The 19,298-nt window shown below is 40.9% G+C and carries 22 protein-coding genes; 14 read left to right on the forward strand and 8 right to left on the reverse strand.

Translation table 11 applies throughout. The features are described 5' to 3' along the window. Positions 1-413: 413 nt before the first annotated feature. On the reverse strand, positions 414-1,319 hold the full coding sequence (locus FN960_RS10800; protein ID WP_143848738.1) for a COX15/CtaA family protein: 906 nt from the start codon (positions 1,317-1,319) through the stop codon (positions 414-416). Between the two features lie 404 nt (positions 1,320-1,723). Between FN960_RS10800 and coxB the strand changes: the two genes are divergently transcribed. The 5 genes from coxB (at position 1,724) to FN960_RS10825 (ending at position 6,725) form a co-directional block, all read left to right on the forward strand. Then, positions 1,724-2,764 (forward strand): cytochrome c oxidase subunit II, encoded by a 1,041-nt coding sequence (gene coxB, locus FN960_RS10805; protein ID WP_143848739.1) that lies wholly within the window; start codon positions 1,724-1,726, stop codon positions 2,762-2,764. A 21-nt stretch (positions 2,765-2,785) separates the two neighbouring features. Further along, positions 2,786-4,651, forward strand: coding sequence for a cytochrome c oxidase subunit I (gene ctaD / locus FN960_RS10810; RefSeq protein WP_143848740.1), 1,866 nt, complete (start codon positions 2,786-2,788; stop codon positions 4,649-4,651). Position 4,652: 1 nt separating this feature from the next. Further along, on the forward strand, positions 4,653-5,273 hold the full coding sequence (locus FN960_RS10815) for a cytochrome (ubi)quinol oxidase subunit III (protein ID WP_143848741.1): 621 nt from the start codon (positions 4,653-4,655) through the stop codon (positions 5,271-5,273). Between the two features lie 4 nt (positions 5,274-5,277). Further along, positions 5,278-5,622 (forward strand): cytochrome C oxidase subunit IV family protein, encoded by a 345-nt coding sequence (locus tag FN960_RS10820; RefSeq protein WP_143848742.1) that lies wholly within the window; start codon positions 5,278-5,280, stop codon positions 5,620-5,622. Between the two features lie 554 nt (positions 5,623-6,176). Next, positions 6,177-6,725 (forward strand): DUF420 domain-containing protein, encoded by a 549-nt coding sequence (locus tag FN960_RS10825; protein ID WP_143848743.1) that lies wholly within the window; start codon positions 6,177-6,179, stop codon positions 6,723-6,725. 66 nt (positions 6,726-6,791) lie between these two features. Here FN960_RS10825 and FN960_RS10830 read toward each other — a convergent pair whose 3' ends face one another. Next, entirely contained in the window at positions 6,792-7,145 is a 354-nt protein-coding gene (locus FN960_RS10830; RefSeq protein WP_143848744.1) for a YugN family protein, read from the reverse strand. A gap of 225 nt (positions 7,146-7,370) precedes the next feature. Between FN960_RS10830 and FN960_RS10835 the strand changes: the two genes are divergently transcribed. Continuing rightward, the gene (locus FN960_RS10835; protein WP_143848745.1) at positions 7,371-8,435 is read left to right on the forward strand and encodes a CAP domain-containing protein; all 1,065 of its coding nucleotides are present in this window, start codon (positions 7,371-7,373) and stop codon (positions 8,433-8,435) included. Between the two features lie 4 nt (positions 8,436-8,439). Here FN960_RS10835 and FN960_RS10840 read toward each other — a convergent pair whose 3' ends face one another. Beyond that, positions 8,440-8,937 (reverse strand): PaaI family thioesterase, encoded by a 498-nt coding sequence (locus FN960_RS10840; protein WP_143848746.1) that lies wholly within the window; start codon positions 8,935-8,937, stop codon positions 8,440-8,442. Between the two features lie 133 nt (positions 8,938-9,070). Between FN960_RS10840 and FN960_RS10845 the strand changes: the two genes are divergently transcribed. Then, positions 9,071-9,505, forward strand: coding sequence for a YlbD family protein (locus FN960_RS10845; protein WP_143848747.1), 435 nt, complete (start codon positions 9,071-9,073; stop codon positions 9,503-9,505). A gap of 21 nt (positions 9,506-9,526) precedes the next feature. After that, positions 9,527-9,790, forward strand: a complete 264-nt coding sequence (locus tag FN960_RS10850) for a YlbE-like family protein (RefSeq protein ID WP_143848748.1) — start codon at positions 9,527-9,529, stop codon at positions 9,788-9,790. A 26-nt stretch (positions 9,791-9,816) separates the two neighbouring features. On the opposite strand, the gene FN960_RS10855 is transcribed toward FN960_RS10850, so the two are convergent. After that, positions 9,817-10,581, reverse strand: coding sequence for an ATP-grasp domain-containing protein (locus tag FN960_RS10855; RefSeq protein WP_143848749.1), 765 nt, complete (start codon positions 10,579-10,581; stop codon positions 9,817-9,819). Between the two features lie 159 nt (positions 10,582-10,740). On the opposite strand from FN960_RS10855, the gene FN960_RS10860 reads away from it, so the two are divergent. Continuing rightward, complete coding sequence (locus FN960_RS10860; protein WP_143848750.1) at positions 10,741-11,181, forward strand: YlbF/YmcA family competence regulator; 441 nt, start codon at positions 10,741-10,743, stop codon at positions 11,179-11,181. A 273-nt stretch (positions 11,182-11,454) separates the two neighbouring features. Here the strand turns inward: FN960_RS10860 and FN960_RS10865 are convergent, their stop codons facing one another. After that, entirely contained in the window at positions 11,455-11,751 is a 297-nt protein-coding gene (locus FN960_RS10865) for a hypothetical protein (RefSeq protein WP_143848751.1), read from the reverse strand. Positions 11,752-11,861: 110 nt separating this feature from the next. Here FN960_RS10865 and FN960_RS10870 point away from each other — a divergent pair, with 110 nt between their 5' ends. Then, positions 11,862-12,140 carry a YlbG family protein gene (locus FN960_RS10870; protein WP_143848752.1) on the forward strand — a complete coding sequence of 93 codons (279 nt, stop codon included), beginning with the start codon at positions 11,862-11,864 and terminating at the stop codon, positions 12,138-12,140. Between the two features lie 159 nt (positions 12,141-12,299). Beyond that, positions 12,300-13,544 (forward strand): MFS transporter, encoded by a 1,245-nt coding sequence (locus tag FN960_RS10875; protein ID WP_306461616.1) that lies wholly within the window; start codon positions 12,300-12,302, stop codon positions 13,542-13,544. Between the two features lie 94 nt (positions 13,545-13,638). On the opposite strand, the gene FN960_RS10880 is transcribed toward FN960_RS10875, so the two are convergent. Then, positions 13,639-14,031, reverse strand: coding sequence for a DUF7147 family protein (locus FN960_RS10880; RefSeq protein ID WP_143848754.1), 393 nt, complete (start codon positions 14,029-14,031; stop codon positions 13,639-13,641). A gap of 290 nt (positions 14,032-14,321) precedes the next feature. Between FN960_RS10880 and rsmD the strand changes: the two genes are divergently transcribed. After that, positions 14,322-14,924: a 16S rRNA (guanine(966)-N(2))-methyltransferase RsmD gene (rsmD, locus tag FN960_RS10885; RefSeq protein WP_260681988.1), complete on the forward strand. Its 603-nt coding sequence runs from the start codon at positions 14,322-14,324 to the stop codon at positions 14,922-14,924. A gap of 14 nt (positions 14,925-14,938) precedes the next feature. Beyond that, positions 14,939-15,412, forward strand: a complete 474-nt coding sequence (gene coaD / locus FN960_RS10890; RefSeq protein ID WP_306461612.1) for a pantetheine-phosphate adenylyltransferase — start codon at positions 14,939-14,941, stop codon at positions 15,410-15,412. Here the strand turns inward: coaD and ylbJ are convergent. Continuing rightward, the gene (gene ylbJ / locus FN960_RS10895) at positions 15,409-16,614 is read right to left on the reverse strand and encodes a dipicolinic acid transporter SpoVV (RefSeq protein WP_143848755.1); all 1,206 of its coding nucleotides are present in this window, start codon (positions 16,612-16,614) and stop codon (positions 15,409-15,411) included. The two genes, coaD and ylbJ, sit on opposite strands and share 4 nt — an antisense overlap. A 121-nt stretch (positions 16,615-16,735) precedes the next feature. On the opposite strand from ylbJ, the gene FN960_RS10900 reads away from it, so the two are divergent. Next, positions 16,736-17,791 (forward strand): SepM family pheromone-processing serine protease, encoded by a 1,056-nt coding sequence (locus tag FN960_RS10900; protein WP_143848756.1) that lies wholly within the window; start codon positions 16,736-16,738, stop codon positions 17,789-17,791. A 145-nt stretch (positions 17,792-17,936) separates the two neighbouring features. On the opposite strand, the gene FN960_RS10905 is transcribed toward FN960_RS10900, so the two are convergent. Further along, complete coding sequence (locus FN960_RS10905; RefSeq protein WP_143848757.1) at positions 17,937-19,169, reverse strand: nucleotidyltransferase; 1,233 nt, start codon at positions 19,167-19,169, stop codon at positions 17,937-17,939. Positions 19,170-19,298: the final 129 nt, after the last annotated feature.

Consider the following 19,298-nt stretch of genomic DNA (forward strand, 5'->3'; position numbering starts at 1 on the left):
CTGCATCTTAACGGAGGGCTTTTTTTCTGTAAATAGGGTAAAAAGAAATCCCACAGGAATGCTCCTACGGAACAGAACGAGTCTGAAGTTATTGAAGTGGCGCACTTCCACTTCAATGGCTGAAGGCCGTTCCCGTGGAAAGCGAAGTATTCTCCTGAAGCGGTGCATGAGCTCATTTCTCGATGACTTGATGACTTTTTTAGTGGACTCGAATTACGGGCAGGGCTGTAATGAACGGGCAAAGCCCGGTTAGTTCAGCGCCCCGCCCTAGGAAAGCGTGCTCCTATTCCGGAAGCGAAGCATAAGCTCTAATTGAGGTATATAGATTTTCTTTTTCTATTTTCCTTCAGTAGAAAAAAGCTTGTCGACTATCTCAATTATTGAGAACTTGTCGACAAGCTTAAATATCTTTCTTATTGAGTTGGTTTTCTTAAAATAATCATGGTCATATAGGCTAGACACGTAAACAATAGAGACACTAAAATCGCATGGGTCATACCTACCTCTAAGAATTGGTTCAAACTAAGCACAATTGTAATCCCACTTGCAAACTGTCCGATGACAAGTAAGACAGAAATCATGCTTAACCAAGCCAAGGTACGGTGACCCCTAAACTTTCTCATCACCCAAACTGTTAAAATGATTAATGAAATTAACATAATGGTACCGAATATCCTATGGAAATATTGTGGTGCCACAGTCCAAAATGCATCTGGAATCCATTGTCCGTTACAGGTTGGAAAACCAGCGCAGGCTAAGGTAGAGTCTGTGTGCTTAACAAAAGCGCCTGTATAGATCACCGCGTAACAATAGGCGGTAACCGCAATAATGTATTTGCGAAGTCCCTTACTGTTTTTAGGTGCGACTGGTCTTGGTTTTCTATTTGAGTCTTCAAAGCTCAGAATAATTAGTAAGACAACGGAAGAAAGGGATAAAGCCGAGAACCCGAAGTGAAGAGCCATAGTTATAGGTTCTTGTCCAAAAACAACCGCTCCTGCTCCCATGAGTCCTTGAAGAACAATCATTAACACAGAAAGCACAGCTAGTACTCTAGCTTCCCGTATATGCTTAAGCTGCTTCCAAGCCCAAATGGCAAGAATAATGACTAGTAAGCCAGTTAAACCTGATACGATACGGTGAGTATATTCAATCATTGTTTCAATCGTGGGATTAAGTGGAACGACTTCTCCAAAACAGAGCGGCCATGTGTCTCCGCATCCCTCACCAGAGCCTGTTTTTGAAACTAAGGCACCCTGGATAAGAACTAATAGAACAAATAGTGCAGTAGTCACTCCAAAAAATTTAAATCGTTTATGCATGCTGTTCACCTTCTATTTAAAATTGAATTCATTCGGACGATATCATGCTCATCTTTGATCATAGGTATGCTAGCCTAAAAAGTCAATTTATTGCCAGGGAACATTTTATGACGGTTTTTAAATGTGAAAATCTTGTGAAAGAAAGGTTTATGATGAAACTGATTCCATAATAAGCTATAATGTAAACGTATACTGGTTATGATTGACGGTCTATAAGCGGATCAGGAGGTGAACGAGCGCATGTGAGACTGGATAATGCTGTAACCAACTTACAAGCGAAGATCCTTATAGATATTTGAAACTCGTATCAGTTTGGACTTTATACCTAATTTGAATGAAGCAGTTAATGACTAGCTACAGAGAGATGAAAGGACATTGTTTAGAAAGAAAGTGAGGGAATGTTGATGAAACACCTAAAAGCTTGGAGTGGATATCTTGGGCTTGTGGCTGTCGTTCTGTTATTATCAGGCTGTTTTGGTGAACAAAATTTGACAGCGCTTGATCCGAAGGGTCCTCAAGCACAATGGATTTTTGACAACATGATGCTATCTTTATACATCATGGCATTTGTCACATTAGTTGTATTTGCGATCTTTTTCTACATTTTGGCAAAATTCCGTCGTGAAGATGGCGATAATGAGTATCCAAAGCAAGTACATGGAAGTACTGTACTAGAGATTACCTGGACAGTTATTCCGATTCTTCTTCTATTGGTACTTTTTGTGCCTACCATTATTGGAACGTTTGATTTTGCAGAAAGTCAAGCGCCGGATGATGTGGAAGATGCAGTATACATAGATGTAACGGGTCATCAGTATTGGTGGCAATTTGATTACGAAGAAGGTTTTACTGCAGGACAAGAAGTCTATATTCCGACAGGTGAGAGAGTGTACTTTAATTTAAATGCTCAAGACGTTATCCACTCTTTCTGGGTACCAGCTCTTGGAGGAAAGATTGATACGGTGCCGGGAATTGATAATACACTTTGGCTTGAAGCGGACGAGCCTGGAACATATATGGGTAAATGTGCGGAGCTCTGTGGTCCTTCTCATGCGTTGATGGATTTTAAACTTATTGCACTTGAGCGTGAGGATTATGATCAGTGGGTAGAAGACATGGTAGCAAAAGCAGACGTGGAGCAGCCTGAGGATGCTTCAGTTCAAGCAGGATATGATGTGTTCCAAGAGAGCTGTATTAGCTGTCACGCCGTAAGTGGACCAGGTTCTGCATCTGGACCGACTTTAACTAACTTTGGTGATCGGAAAACGATTGCAGGTTATTTAGAGAATACAGATGAGCAGCTTGAAGCATGGATCCGTAATCCTGATGAATTTAAGCAAGGGAACAATATGCAACCATTCCCTGATATGCCGGACGAAGAGATGGATGCATTAATTGCTTATCTACGTTCACTAGAAGTTCGTGAAGAAGGCGACCCAGAGTAACAGAAAAGGAGGTTTGAGACATTGGCAGCAACAAAACAAGAAAAAAGTGTCATTATGGATTGGTTAACAACCGTTGACCATAAAAAGCTCGGAATCATGTACTTAATTGCTGGAACGTTGTTTTTTGTGAAAGCAGGCTTAATGGCTGTTTTTATGAGAATCCAGTTAATGATTCCAGAAAACACTTTCTTAAGTGGACAAACATTTAATGAATTTATTACGATGCACGGGACGATTATGTTATTCCTTGCCGCAACCCCGCTCCTATTTGCATTTATGAACTACTTTATTCCATTGCAAATTGGAGCTCGAGATGTGGCATTCCCGTTTGTTAATGCTTTAGGTTTCTGGATCTTCCTTTCGGGGGGATTATTATTAAGTACTAGTTGGTTCTTTGGTGGAGGTCCGGATGCTGGATGGACAGCCTATGTACCATTATCCCTTCAAGATCGACTAGGTATTGATTTTTATGTGTTAGGTTTACAGGTTTCTGGTATTGGTACATTAATATCGGCGATTAACTTCCTAGTTACGATTGTTAATATGAGAGCACCTGGTATGAGTATGATGAGATTACCACTTTTTGTGTGGACTTCATTTATTTCTTCTACTCTCATTCTATTTGCTTTTACACCACTTGCAGCAGGTCTAGCACTTTTGATGCTAGAGCGAATTTTTGATGCGCAGTTCTTTGCGCCTGCTTCTGGTGGTAACGTGGTGATTTGGCAGCACATTTTCTGGATCTTTGGTCACCCTGAGGTTTATATCTTAGTGCTTCCGGCCTTTGGTATTATTTCAGAAGTTATTCCAGCTTTCTCTAGAAAGCGCCTATTTGGTTACACAGCGATGGTATTTGCAACCATGATTATTGCATTCTTAGGATTTATGGTGTGGGCTCACCACATGTTTACCGTTGGAATGGGTCCTGTTGCTAACTCCGTATTTGCTGTAGCCACAATGACGATTGCTGTTCCTACGGGAATAAAAATCTTTAACTGGCTTTTCACGATGTGGGGCGGAAAAATTACATTTAACACAGCGATGCTATTTGCTTCTTCCTTTGTACCTACGTTTGTACTTGGTGGGGTAACAGGGGTTATGCTAGCGATGGCACCTGTAGATTACTTGTACCATGATACGTACTTTGTGGTAGCGCACTTCCATTACATTATTGTAGGTGGAATCGTACTTGCGTTATTTGCAGGATTATTTTACTGGTATCCTAAAATGTTTGGACATAAGCTTAATGAGACACTTGGAAAATGGTTTTTTGCTATCTTCTACATTGGCTTCCATTTAACTTTCTTCATTCAACATATTTTAGGACTAATGGGAATGCCAAGACGTGTGTTTACATATCTTGGAGGCCAAGGATTAGATGCTTATAACATGGTATCTACCATTGGAACATTTTTCATGTCGGCAGGTGTCATCCTGCTTGTCATAAACATTGTTTATTCAGCATTTAAAGGGGAAAGAGTGACAGTAGCGGATCCGTGGGATGCGAGAACATTAGAGTGGGCAACACCTACTCCAGTGCCAGAGTATAACTTTGCGCAAACACCACAAATTCGTTCACTTGACCCTCTATTCTACGAAAAGATTCACGGAGATGGCACGATGAAGCCAGCTGAGCCGATTCAAGAGATTCATATGCCAAACGGATCCATCCTTCCGCTTATTATCTCTGTTGGTTTATACTTCTTAGGATTTGGTTTAATCATGCTAGAAATGGCTAATCCAATTATTAATCCTTGGATTGTCATTGTTGGGGGAGCTGTTATAACATTTGGTGCTATGGCCGTTCGCTCAGTGAAAGAGGATCATGGATACCATGTTCCAATTGAGCAAATTAAGAATGAACTACCAACAAAGGGGGAAAAGTAGAATGTCTGGATCAGTTGATATGTCTAATGGACTCCCTTCACATCCCGAGAGAGCCACTCTTGAAGGTAAAAATAAGTTTTTAGGCTTTTGGTTTTTCCTTGGCGGTGAGACAATCCTGTTTGCTACCTTCTTTGGAACCTACTTAGGTCTGAGAAATGGAACAGCAGATGGCCCAACGTCTACGGATATTTTCCACCTGGATCTTGTTTTTATAATGACGATGCTACTATTAACTAGTAGTTTAACAAGTGTCATAGCGATGTCTGCGATGAAAAAGAATAATTTTAAAGCGATGATGACATGGATGGTCATTACGGTTATTCTTGGACTTGGTTTTCTAGGTATGGAGATTTATGAGTTCTATCAATATGTCACTCATTACGAATTTGGTTTTACAACAAGTGCCTTTTCCAGTGCTTTTTACTCTCTAGTTGGATTGCACGGGGCTCACGTAACCTTTGGATTATGTTGGATCACGTTGTTAATTATCCGCTATGCAAAATCCGGTATTACACTGACCAACGCTCCAAAATTTTATGTAGCAAGTTTATATTGGCATTTTATTGATGTAGTTTGGGTATTTATCTTTACAGTGGTTTATTTAATGGGAGCAGGAGGTTGATCATATGGCTGACCATTTAAGTCAAAGCTTTGAAAAGAGTGCAATGACAAATGAAGAAAAGCGAAATCACAAATCTGAGCTAAAGAAACAGTTTGTGGCATTTGGGCTTATGATCTTTCTTACCTTCCTAGCTTTTGCAGCAGTAGCGACGGACTTTGTCCCACGTTCATTAGCCATACCGTTTATATTAATATTGGCTATTGTACAGTTTGCTTTACAGCTATTGTTCTTTATGCACATGAAGGATAAGGATCATGCATGGGTCAACGTGTTTATGATTACAGGGATCTTTATTACTCTTCCAACCATCGTAGCGTTAATGCTATTAATTGGTGTAACAAAGTTCTAAATTACAAAAAAGCCTGCCGGCGATTCTCATACCAGAGATGTCGGCAAGCTTTTTTATTTGGATGAGTTGTTCATTGCTTCGGCATCGCTCCTGGAAGGAGGCACGCACTCGCGGGCCATGTGCGGTGTATTATCGAGCCGCATTTAGCTGGAGGTCACCGCATGTCGATAGAGAGGAGCCGCATGTAATTAGAGGTCACCGCATGTCGATAGAGAGCCGCCGCATGTAACTGGAGGTCACCGCATGTCGATAAAGAGGAGCCACATGTAACTGGAGGTCACCGCATGTCGATAGAGAGGAGCCGCGTGTAACTGGAAGGTACCGCATGTCGATAGAGAGGAGCATTTGCATCAATTCAGGTAGATCCTCACTTCTTAGCTGGAGCTCCTGATGGCTTTTGCGCATCAGCTTAAAATGCGTTGCCAATGGAGACTGTGGCTATACTCATCAAAAATGAGAGACAATGTTCATCAGATTGTGACGACTTACCATGTATGAACCTTATTTAAACGTGTATAATGCAAAGTGGACAGGTACTGAATGATAAAGGAGAGATGATTGTGTCTCAAGCACTGACCCCAAATAAAAAAAGGAATTATAAACCACTTATTATTATTGTATCGAGTGTTATTATTGGTCTGATTGCTGTACTATCCGGCATGCCAGGCTATGAAAATTTTGACGCGTTTGATGTAACCATTTTACCGATGTTAAACGCTATATTTAATAGCTTTACATTTCTATTCTTGGTTGGTGCGTTAATTGCTATCTTAAAACGGAACGTTACGATTCATCGAAGGTTTATCTATGCAGCGTTTACATCTACAACGTTCTTCTTAGTTACCTATGTGGCTCATCACTTTTTGTCTACTGCTACCGCATATGGTGGGGAAGGATTTATACGTGGTGTGTATTACTTTATTTTGATTACTCATATTTTATTGGCTGCTGTGGTTGTGCCATTAGCGTTAACTACTGTAACTAGAGCATGGAATATGGAGAATGAGCGTCATAAAAAAATTGCCAGATGGACAATGCCAATATGGCTATATGTAAGCTTAACTGGTGTTCTTGTTTATCTCATGATCGCTCCATATTATTAAAATGGTAAAAAAGCTTGTCGACATGTGATTCATGTAGTCGACAAGCTTTTTTGTGATTTCCTGAAACTAAGCCTCTTGCTCAAGCGTATGTTTAAGTAGGTCAAGCTTTGAATGTGCTCGATTAATAACTGATTCAGGGAAGCTTTCACCTTCATATTCTACGCCGTGTGGATAATAATGCTTACCTAGTACTGGTGACATTAAACGACAGATTGCATCATTTGTAGGGATATCACCTTTAATAGAGTAGGCGGGAACGCGTAAATAGTATGTATCACCTTGATTTAGGATTTTGTAATCAAATGTAGCTCGTTCATAATCCCATTGTTCAGCCAATACAAAACCGCTTGCTTCAGCAGCGTGGCGAACGTGTGAAAACTTAACTTCTTGACCTTCGAAACCGATTTCATCAAATTTCATTCAAAATACCCCCATTTAGTCCTGCATGTTTTCTATAATTATGATAGTATGAAATGCATCAGCTTGCAATAAAATGTATCGTTTTTCTAAATAACCGAACAGAATGAATGTGGGTCAATCCCGATTCTACCTAAATAGACATCATTTTACACAAGTAGAGAGAGGGAAGTTGTAGTGAACTGCGAACTTTTTTGTTAGGGGTATTTGACAAAGGAGTGATTAGAGATGGGTAAAAGGCTGGGACTGTTAGCGGCCCTGTTAATTATACTTATCATCATGGTTGTTGAGGTGACTCGGCAGGATCAAGTTAGGCACTGGTTTGCGGAGACACCTTTTAAACAGGATCAGCTTTCAGAGAAGCAGTTGCCCTCTAGAGAGGCTTTAGCAGGGCGTGTGGGCCAATCTGGTGTAGTTCTGGAGCAAATGATGGGGATGTCAGAAGAACAGCTATCCTTGTCATTTGGGGAGCCTGAGCGTAAAGACCCATCCTCCTATGGATATGAGTGGTGGATTTACCCTTTAAACAGCCATTCTTATTTACAAGCTGGCGTTGAAGAGGGACAGGTTGTAACAATGTATTACACTGGTGATGAATTAAGAGATCCATTATTTGAGGGACTACCGACATTTGAAAGATTATCAGCTGAAAATGAATTTGAGAGTACTGTAGAAGTGAAAAATGATCAAGGGACCTTTCAGTTTCAATTGACTGAGGATGATATTGAGTCAAGACCTCTCATTCCATACGGTGATGATTGGCTACAGCTGTACTTTGATATACATACGAAAGAGCTCTCAACGGTAAGATTGCTTTCAACAGATATGCTACTAAAGCAGAAGCCGTATTGGATGACGTATCGAGGGACATTGCCTGAGCTTGATCCGCTAACAAGGGAAGAATGGCAGGCAATCGAGGCTGGAGAAGAAAAACAAATTTTTGATTTAACTAATATTATTCGTAAACGTCATGGGTTAGATCCATTTACGTGGAACGAAGACGTTCGTAACATTGCGTTTAAGCATAGTCAGGATATGAGGGTTAACGATTATTTTGATCATGTGTCTCCTACTCATGGTAAGCTTGATGCTCGGTTTATTGCTGGAGAGGTACGCTTTAAAACAGCAGGGGAGAATATCGCCTTAAATTATGTAGATGGTGCTGCTGCTGTAGAAGGTTGGTTGAACAGTGAAGGGCATCGAGTGAATCTCTTGCACGAGGGATTTACAGAGTTAGGTGTGGGGGTCTATGAAAAAAGCTATACTCAAAACTTTTTGACCCCCGTGGACTAACAAATTATTTTTTGAGGATAACGGCAAATGTAGCGTGCGCCGTGGCAATTAGTTTGTTTACATGATTATATACTCGAGCCTCTGTTACACAAAGCTGCTTTCCTTGATGTGTGACAGAGGCAATACAGGTTAAGGACTCACCGATGCCTGGGCGAATATACTGAACAGATAAATTGGTCGTAACGGCTGTCTGACCATCAGGTAGCAGCTGATGAACAAGAGATCCCATTGCGGAATCAGCAAGTGTTGCTGTGATTCCCCCGTGCACCATATTTAAAGAGTTATGTATGATCGGATGAATGGGGATCGTCATCTCTAACTCATTTCCTGAACGCATAGTCTGCTTCATATTAACAAGTGCTGAAAGATAGGATTCCTTTGAATCCTTTTTTTGTTGGAGATTTTCTACTATGTGGGAAAGAATCTCTAAGTCTGCTTTAGAGGCAGATTGTACGTAGGTATTAATTTGTGCCTCAACTGTTTGTTTCTTTGTGTCTTCCATTTAATGTCCTCCTGTATCATATGTAACCCTTTTATTGTATCAGAAAAAAACAAGAATGCTAAAAAAAGACGAACACTGGACTAGGCATTTTTCTACTATAGTACTATACGCAGAAAGGAAGGGTGAGGTAGACATGGTATCCTCACAGGAGCTTCATCCAAGTGTTCAAGAATTTAAGGCATTTGTTCGTGAGCATCCATTTATTATGTCGGAAGTTCGAGAGGGAACAAAGTCGCTTCAAGATGTATATGAAGAGTGGTCGATTCTAGGGCCAGATCATGAGCAGTGGCGGCAGTTCACCGCATCATCAGCAGATCATTCAGAGCCACACGAACAGGAATCCGAAACAAAGAAACAAGAAACGAAAACCTCTGTTCAAGCTACAGAATTTATGGGTCAGTTAATGAATATGGTTAAGAGTATGAATGTTCAAGATTTGCAAAATCATCTGTCACAATTCAGTTCTGTATTAGGAAATGTTCAGACGTTAATTCAATCGTTTCAACGACCAGAAGGCCAGCCGCCATCAACAAATTCAGACCAGCCTTTTTCGTTTCGACGTGATTAAATGGAGAGGGAATGAGCGATCATGCGACCAGATATTATACGCCTCTTAAATGAAAATCATGAATTTCGAGCCTTTATTCGCCAGAATCCAGAGTGGTACCGAAAGCTGAGTCGGGATCCTGCGGCTATACAATCGTTAGAAAAAGAAGCGAATTATTTTTATGGTCGTACCTTTCCCCAAAGAGTTGAGAAAATGCAATCAAACATTGGCCTGGCGATGATGATGATGGAAATGCTAAAAATGGGGCAGGAAACAGTAGCCCAAACACAGGAGACCTTTCGTTGAAGGGTCTCCTATGTTCATTCGAGGGTCTATGTAAGTGGAATGCCTAAGTAAGCAGCAATTTCTTGTTCTACAGACACTTGTAATTGCTGAAATCCTTGATTGCCAAAAAGGGTGTTAAATTCTAGAATATAAAACTTCTCGTCCACGACAATTAAGTCAAAGCCAGCGTGATCGATGCCAAGTGCTTTTGCGGTATCTACCGCTGTTTGTACAGCTTCCTCTGGAATATCGTCAAAAAGAATACGGCCACCTTGAGCAACGTTGTTTTTGAATGTATTCTCATTTTCTCGCCAATAGCTAGCAATGGCTTTTTCTCCTACAATACAGACTCGTAAGTCACGCTCAATAGGTAAGTATTCCTGGATATAATACGTTGGATTTGCGTCGCTATATTCTCGGAATTGCTGTTCATTTTCAATGAGAAATACGCCTTTTCCCATAGAGCTTCGGATTTCCTTTGCTACAAAGGGAAAGGGGAAGTCCATTAATACCTTTTGAAACGTATCACGGTTTCGACCGAGAATAGCCGTTTTTGGGACAAGCTCTGGGGCTACGCTCCATAGGGCTCGTGTCATTTCAATTTTATTAAAACCTAGTTGTATGGACTGAATGCTTGGAAAGATTCTCTTTTTCATCCCGTAAACGAGCGAATTCACTTGCCAATTTTCAGGAAATAAACAAACATCAGCATCCATGATTTGTTGTTTCTCGGCAAACATATTTTCCGGTTTAACATAATGTAACCCAGGCATACCTATTGTACGAAATGGGTTAAATGTAACTAGCTTCATTTCCTCATACACATCCTCTCCTGATGCACTTAAATCGAATGAATTATAGTGCGGGTTGAGCAGAAAGTCAATGGCCGTCTTAGAAGGTTCAAGAAAAAACCATATATAGGTATGAAGGTACTTCTAGACGTGCTATACTTCTTTTTAGGGGGTGCTAGGATGCTCGCTACCATTCAAGAGATGGAGCTTTTAGAAGAAACGCAGCTGTTAGCTGATGTGATCATTCAATCGGAGACGTTTGTTGAATATATGGAAGCCAAGAAACAGTTGTCTGGTAATGAAGAAGCGCAGCGATTAATTGCTGATTTTAACAGAAAGAAAGAGCAGCATGAAGAGGTTCAGCGCTTTGGACGGTATCACCCTGATTACGATCAGGTGTCAAAGGATATTCGTGAGCTTAAACGGAAAATGGATAAGCACGAATATGTTAAGGTTTTTAAGAAAGCGGAGAAAGAGTTAGAAGGTTTGTTAAATGAAGTAAGTGGAATTATCGCTCATTCCGTTTCAGATACAATTAAAGTTCCAACAGGCAATCCTTTTTTTGATAGTATGTCATGTAGTGGCGGATGCGGATCAGGTAAAGGTTGCAGCTGTGGATAAGTGTTATATGGTTGGAACAGAAATATGATAACGAATAGAAAAGCTGAAGAATGTTGGAATCTTTCCATTCATTGTTCCGCTTTTTTATTATCCAAACGAGAATAGAGAATGCTCGAAAAATACACTTCGCTTGGATAAGTACATTGGGGGAATTGGGGGTATCAGAGTATCGGCTTCGGCTGTGGCGCCCGAAAATGGGGCATGCTTACCGCGGAATGAGTCTGGCCTTGTCATCTTGCATTGTCCGTCTATTTATCTGTGAAATATAGTCTTTTATTGTCTAGTGCAATTAATGCAGCCATTACCGCAGCAAAACATTTTTTCGCTTGGGACAAGAAAACGAAAGCGAAAAACACTCTGACCGTTTTTTTGCCGAACAAAAACACACTCATAGGATAGCGTGTTTTTTTTAATCAGTTGATTAGCAGCTAGGATAATTTGTTTTTCAATGGATGTTGGCGGCTCATTAGAGCGGATATAGATAAAATGGTAGCCGGATATTTCCTTTAAGGATACGTTGTAGTGTCCATCTAACCATTGTAAGAGCTTGGAGTAATATAAATTCATCATTAGGAAACACTCCTTCTAAAGAGATCATGCTGAGTATTCGAATCATAGTTGCCTATGCTTTGGAAGCCTGATAGAATAAAAATGAAGAACTTGGAAGAGGAGAACTAAACATGTTAAATGGGCAGCGTCAAGCAATTGTAGTATGGCTGACTTCGTTGAAATTTGCCAGGCAGCTCCGTCGGTTTGGAAATGTTCATTACGTTTCTAAAAAAATGAAATATGTTGTGTTCTATTGTAACCAGGATACGATTGAAGAAACAATGGACAAGCTTCGCAGTTTTCATTTTGTTCGTGAAGTGAAACCGTCAATGAGACCGTTTATAAAAACAGACTACCAAAATGCAAAGCCTGATAAAGCAAAAGAATATGATTACAAAATGGGTATTTAACCAAGCGAAGCTCGCTTGGTTTTTTCTTTTGGAAAAAGCTAAGGAAATCGATGTTTAAGGTAGAGAAGCAGTAATTAAATCATCTAAATCCGATTACAAACGGAGTAGCTCGGCTTGATTATTTCGTTCTGCGAAATATATAATAGAGATAACGAGGAAGTGATCGGATTGACAACATGGAAAAGAAATGTGTGGATATTATCAGGCTGTACATTCTTAGTAATGAGTGCCATGTCAATGATTATGCCATTTCTGCCATTGTATTTAAGGGAACTTGGGATGACAGACCCTCAAGAAATTAGTTTGTGGGCCGGGGTAATCTTCGGGGCTAACTTTTTGACGGCTTTTATTTTTTCTCCTTTTTGGGGCAGGATGGCTGATCGACATGGTCGAAAATTAATGATTTTACGTTCAGGCTTTGGAATGGCTATTGTGATTAGTTTAACAGGGCTTGCAGTGGGACCCATATCTCTACTGTTGCTAAGGCTGTTAAATGGTGTTATTTCAGGATTTATTCCGGCTGCCATTGGATTAGTTAGTACAAATACACCCAAACAACACACTGGATATGCTCTTGGAATTCTCCAATCAGGCACGGTTGCTGGGGCGATAGGTGGTCCATTAATTGGTGGGTTAATGTCTCAAGCCTTTGGCTATCGAATGATCTTTTTTATAACAGGTGCGTTTATTTTACTAGCAGCTCTTGTTGTTACCTTTTTTGTGAAAGAAAGTTTTACTCCGGTAGAATCGCAAAAAGAAAAAACCAGCACTTGGTCAGAATTCAAACATATCACATCTAAAAAACCCGTTCTCTCCATTTATGCGGTTATCCTAATGATCCAATTCGCCATTATGGGTGTGAACCCGCTTCTTTCCCTTTTTGTTGAAGAGCTATCACCAGCTGCGAATGTATCGTTATATGCTGGAGTCGTTGTATCAGTGACTGGGTTTGCAAACTTTTTAACCTCCGCGTGGCTAGGTAAAGTAAGTGATAAAAGAGGGGCACACAACACGCTAGTCTTTTCATTGCTTGGCGTCGCATTGTTCACCATACCCCAAGTATTTGTCACGGATATCTGGCAGCTAATTGTACTGCGTTTTTTTGTGGGACTATGTTTAGGGGGATTATTACCAGCAGCCAACACGCTGATTCGTATGCATGCTCCAAAAGGAATGGAGAGTCGCACATACGGATTTTCAAATAGTGCCATGTATTTAGGCTCTATGATTGGTCCTGTTCTTGGTGGGTGGTTAGTCAGTATTTACGGAGTGAGAGGGTTGTTATTAACAACATCTGTTGTTCTATTATGTAATGTAATGATGGTCAAATTTAAAGTGATGCAACCAGCTGAGAAGACATTCCGTAATCAAAAGCATCGCCAACCAAATGAGAACACCACATAAGCAGTAGCGAACCCCCATATCATCCGTGATATGGGGGTTCGCTACATTTGGTTATATGATTTTGTGAATAATTAGTAGTCACATCTTCTATTCCCTACCACGTTAATGGAGGCAGGCAGTGATTTACTCTTAATATGCCTGTTAAGTATTGTGTGTATAAGTCTAAATCTGGAAAGTCAATCGATGGTCTGACTTCAAGCGTTTTTATATGTACATTGAGCTCATAAGCAAGCTGCTCGAACAGTTGAATTCGTTTACTTAGTTTCTCGGTAGGCATTGTAATACCTTCTCGGCAATAATAAATGGGCATAAATCCCCCTTTGGCAGCGGGGTGGAGAATCACTGCAACGGATGCACATCGTTGCCCCTGTTTGTTCGTTTCAAGGAGCAGCATTTGTGAAAGCCTACTTTGATTGGATTTGGCTAATTCAAGTAACTCATAAAAATCGCCGTATCCTTCCCCCAACTCTATAAATCGTTGAATCACGTGGTTCACCTCATGTCTTTTTTCTGCAGTCACTATAGCATGGAAATGACTTCTAGTCGAGAAAACAAAAAATCCCGCAGTCAGATAGACTGCGGGCGCCTATACACATTTATATGCGTTTGGCTATGGGAGAGGAGAAACCGGAGAGAGAACTTATGGGGAAAGTAAGCCTTCTCCGTGGTTGTCACAACATGAAAAACATGCTGTTATCTCGTAGTATTGTCTTCAAACGAACGATCTATACATGAAGTGCCTGAATTCACTTCCATGATATAATAGGATAAGATAAAATGACGAATAAGGTTTATAAAGGCATGGTGATTGATGTGCGAGTTATTTCTGGAAAAAGTAAGGGGATTACTCTAAAGGCGGTCCCTGGAAAAGGAACAAGACCAACGACGGATAAGGTAAAAGAATCACTTTTTAATATAATTGGGCCCTATTTTGATGGTGGGATAGCCCTTGATTTGTATGCAGGAAGTGGCGGACTTGGTATTGAGGGCTTAAGTAGAGGATTAGAGTCCGTTATATTTGTAGACTCTAATAAAAATGCGATACATACGATTAACGCAAACTTAAAAGCAGCTCGCTTGACGGAGAAGTCAGAGGTATACCGCACGGATGCTGAGAGAGCATTAAAGGCTGTTGTGAAAAGGGGACTCATTTTTCAATTTATCTTTCTTGATCCGCCGTATGCTAAGCAAACACTTCAAGGTCAATTAGCGTTTATTGATAATGAGGGCATCTTAGCTACTGATGGTGTTGTTGTCTTAGAATATGCGTCGTCTGTTACACTGCCAGAATATATTGGAGGACTAAAGAGCTTAAGAGAAGAAAGCTATGGCGACACGACCATTGCTGTTTGGGGTTATCAATCAGATGATGAAGTTTGAGGAGCGAATACATAATGTCACTTGCCGTATTTCCAGGATCATTTGATCCCATTACACTAGGACACCTAGATATACTTAGCAGAGCCTCAACTGTTTTTGATGAGGTGAGAATATTACTTGTGCATAATAGTCGTAAACAAACATTGTTTACCGTAGAAGAGCGCTTGCAGCAAATAAAAGAAGCGGTAGCGCACCTTCCTAAGGTCACGGTCGATTCACATGAAGGTTTAACGATTCAATATGTAACGGATCACCAGGGGCAGGCCATGATCAGAGGATTAAGAGGAACAAAGGATTTTGAATATGAGATGCAAGTGGCAGCAATTAATCGAAAGTTCAACCCAAATGTAGAGACGTTATTTTTAGCTACCAGTGGGGAGTTTGCTTTTATTAGTTCAACGATTGTCAAAGAAGCAGCCAAATACAAACAGGCTCTGCATGAGCTCGTGCCTGCATCTGTGATTCAGCCGCTTCAGGATAAATTTTAAGAAGACCGAAGAAGCGCTCTTGAGGTAAGCCAAATAACTAGTAAAAGCGTGGCTAATGTAACATATGGGGCAATTTCAAGCCAGTAGGACCAAAAGGTTGAGAACCACTCAGCAGGGTAATTGGACCCTCCATTACTCGTGTGAATAGCTGTTCGATTTTGATATAAAGGCTCCCAAAGAATCCACGCAAGTAGAGCACTTAAGAGACCGTGAGCGAGCCGCCCGATAAAAAAAGGCTTAAACCGAAGATCAGTTTCTGATAAAATACTTGCGACCTGTGCTTGAATTGATAACCCGCCAAAGGCCACAAAAAAACTAGTAACAATGATTTTATCTATCAGCGAGGCATCACTTGAGGAGGACAGTTTAGCTCCCGAGGTAATTTCAAATAATCCGGACAGAAGCGGTATACTTAACTCTGATGAAAGCTGAAAAATGGAAAAGAGTATCGAAATAAATGTGGCAATGAATGCAGTAAATCCAATTAATGATAGCATCTCATTGAGAACAGAAAACAAGATAATAAAACCGCCAACCATTAAGAGGGTGCGAACCGAAGATTGAACAGCGTCACCCAACTGTTTACCGATCGGGCGTTCATCTCTCATTCGTTCATCATGCATACGGGAAACGGCTTCAGCGAACGAAAATCTGATGCGGGTATTTCTTTTATCTCTGATTTCCATTTCTTCCTTTCTTCCATAAAATCGCATGATCAGACCTACAGCTATATTGCCACCATAATGAGCGCAGGCAAGTAAAAGACCAAGCGCTTCGTTATGAAAGAATCCAACGGCGATTGCTCCAAAAATAAATAAAGGGTTCGATGAGTTGGTAAAGGCAGCAAGACGCTCTCCCTCAATCCGACTGACAGTTCCTTCTTGACGAAGTCGTGCTGCTAGCTTTGCTCCTGCTGGGTTTCCAGAGGCGAGTCCCATCGCCCACACAAACCCTCCAGCACCAGGCACACGAAAGACCGGACGCATAAATGGTTCAAGAAAGGTGCCGATAAAAGCAACCACTCCGAATCCTATTAATAGTTCGGATAATATAAAAAATGGTAAAAGCGCAGGGAAAACTACATTCCACCACATGGCCATACCATTTAATGAAGCTTCCAGCGCTTCCTTAGGAAAGAGGATAAGTGAAACGGCTAATAAGGAAGACGCAGCCGCAAGCAACCATGTTTTTAGTAAAGACACTTAGTGATTCCCCCTTAGCTTGTCTATCCATATCATCATAAATATACGTATAGACGGTGAGAATAGACCATAAAGTTAGGGAGGGTCATCTTATGATTAGGATAAAAGGAGGCATCAGGAAATGACTGAGCCACGAAAACCGTTCATAAGGATGCGGTATGTAGTTCTCATCCTTATTGTTTTATCGTTAAACTTTATTAAACTCCCCTATTATTACTCTCAGCCGGGAATCGCTCAAGAGCTTGAGGGTGTCATTTCGGTGGAAGGCACAAATAGCATTGAAGAAGGTGCGTTTATGCTAACAACCGTTGAAATGGCACGAGCAAACCCTCTGTACTACGTCTGGGCTATGTTTAGTTCATATCGTCATATTATCCCAGAGGAGCAGATCAGAGGGACGGATGAAACGGATGAAGATTACCATAAACGTCAGACCCTATTAATGTCTGATTCGCAGGAGATGGCTAAGATTGCGGCATACGAACAAGCTGGTGCCGATGTTTTTTATGAATATCATGGTGTGTTAGTGACAACGATTATTGAGGGTATGCCAGCAGATGGGCAACTAGAGATTGGAGACTTGATTGTTGAGGTAGATGGAGAACCTGTACATACAGCAGAGGATTTGATTGATAGGTTATCAGGATTTACAGAGAATGATCAAGTTGAATTAATCGTTTCTCGAGGAAAAGAAGAGAAAAGCTTATCATTAAGCTTTAGTCCATTCCCCCCTGAATATGAGGTAGAAGAAGGGCGAGTTGGTCTTGGCATTCTTTCACCCGTTACTGATCGAGATGTGACGTTTTCACCTGGCATTACAATTGATGAAACAGAAATTGGTGGACCTTCAGCTGGACTTATGTACTCTTTAGAAATCTATAACCAGCTTGTGCCTGAAGACATTACTGCTGGTTATGTTGTGGCTGGTACGGGAACGATTAATGAAAAAGGTGAGGTTGGACCAATCGGGGGAGCTTCACAAAAGGTAGTAGCTGCTGACAAGGCGGGAGCGGCATATTTTCTAGCTCCTAACGCTCAAGGGCATGAGGGCTCAAATTATGAGGAAGCTAAAGCAGCTGCCGTGGACATTGGGACAGATATGCAAGTCATCCCTGTTGATACCTTTGAGGATGCATTAACCTTTTTAGAAGGTCTTGAAGAACAGCACGCAAACTAGTTAAGTGGGGCTAAGAAAGTACTTACAAGGGTCGTTTTAGAGGAGAATCATAAAATGGAAGAGCCGAATGATTGTTACACCACACAATCATTCGGCTCTTCTTACAGCTAAAGCACTTTTGTTCCAGCTTCTCTTCTACAGTAAATTAATGACGAATAGGGAAGGAAAGGTAATCTTCATTTAATCGATCGACTTTAGATTCGGCAGATAAAGGTGCGGCGTAGCTTCGGCTAGCTTTTAATTCGCTAGTAGCCATGGGATCGTTGGTTGAGGCAAACCTACTTATAATAGGTACACTTATTTGCTTCTTTAGACTACGTAAATGCTTTTGTCCAGCGGTCGTCATTCCTAGTGGACGAATATAAGGAAGCTCAGATGTATGTAGCTGATTCATCTCTTCTTTTGTTGTATTGGTTAGCAGATGAGTGGCAAGTCGTTGTAGTCTTGTCCATGTATACCTTTTTGTTTTGAGCATATTCATCCACTCACTATACGTTGAGGCCTTTGCGATGGTGTCTAGAATTCTATACTCCAGACCTTCTTCACACTCATAGATCGAAGCAAGCTCAGTTATTGATGAACTTAACACACGTTGCTGCAAGAAAGGGAAGTATGACTCCCAAGTGTGTAGCAGGTTATACCGTTCTTCATACTGCTTTAATTCTTCTAAGGCGCTCGCCGGCATCACTTTCTTAATGGAATCATAGGGCAGAGGGTTATCATTTAGTGTAAGTCGTATACTAGTAGCGCTGGCAATGGATGAATCGGAAATGGACTCATCATGGAATCCGGCAGCATGTCTTTTGGTTGTATATGGGATTAATGAAGAACTTAGATCCGCAATAGCTTTCACATAGTGATAGCCAAGAATATTATTAGGCTGATCTAACGATAGCTGAGTTTTTGCTTCTAGGTGGGCAAAGGCTAGTGAAGTCGCTTTGGGGTAGCTGTAGCCTTCTTTCATTCTTAGTTGTACTTGCTCATTCCACTTGTCTTCATGCTCTTTCATAAAAGAATGCAACACATGAAAATCTTCAATAGCACCAGACTCACTCCCAAAATGAAGATAATCAGCCTTGGCAGCTGAAAGAATGGAAACAGCTCCTTTTGCGAACAGTTCCGCTTTCTGAACAGCAAATGCGTAAGGGAGCTCAAGCAATAAATCCACTCCATTGGCCAGAGCCATCTTTGTACGAGACCATTTTGAAACCACGGCAGGCTCTCCCCGTTGTAAAAACGATCCGCTCATTACGGCGATCACAACCTCGGCGCCCGTTTCTTTTTTGGCTTGTTGTAGGTGATATAAGTGTCCATTATGGAAAGGGTTATATTCCACAACGAATCCAACCGCTCGAGGATTCGTATCTTTTAGAGGCATAGTAGGTCTCCTTTACTCTGTTCTTTAGGCATGCTAAAATAAGACGTATCTCTTAACTGGGATGTTCTTAGTATACGCATTATTCTGTAAAGAAAAAAGGTTGACATTCTATAGTGTCAGAACTATAAT

Origin of the sequence: Alkalicoccobacillus porphyridii (genome assembly GCF_007293315.1) — a bacterium.
Taxonomy (GTDB): Bacteria; Bacillota; Bacilli; order Bacillales; family Bacillaceae_D; genus Alkalicoccobacillus; species Alkalicoccobacillus porphyridii.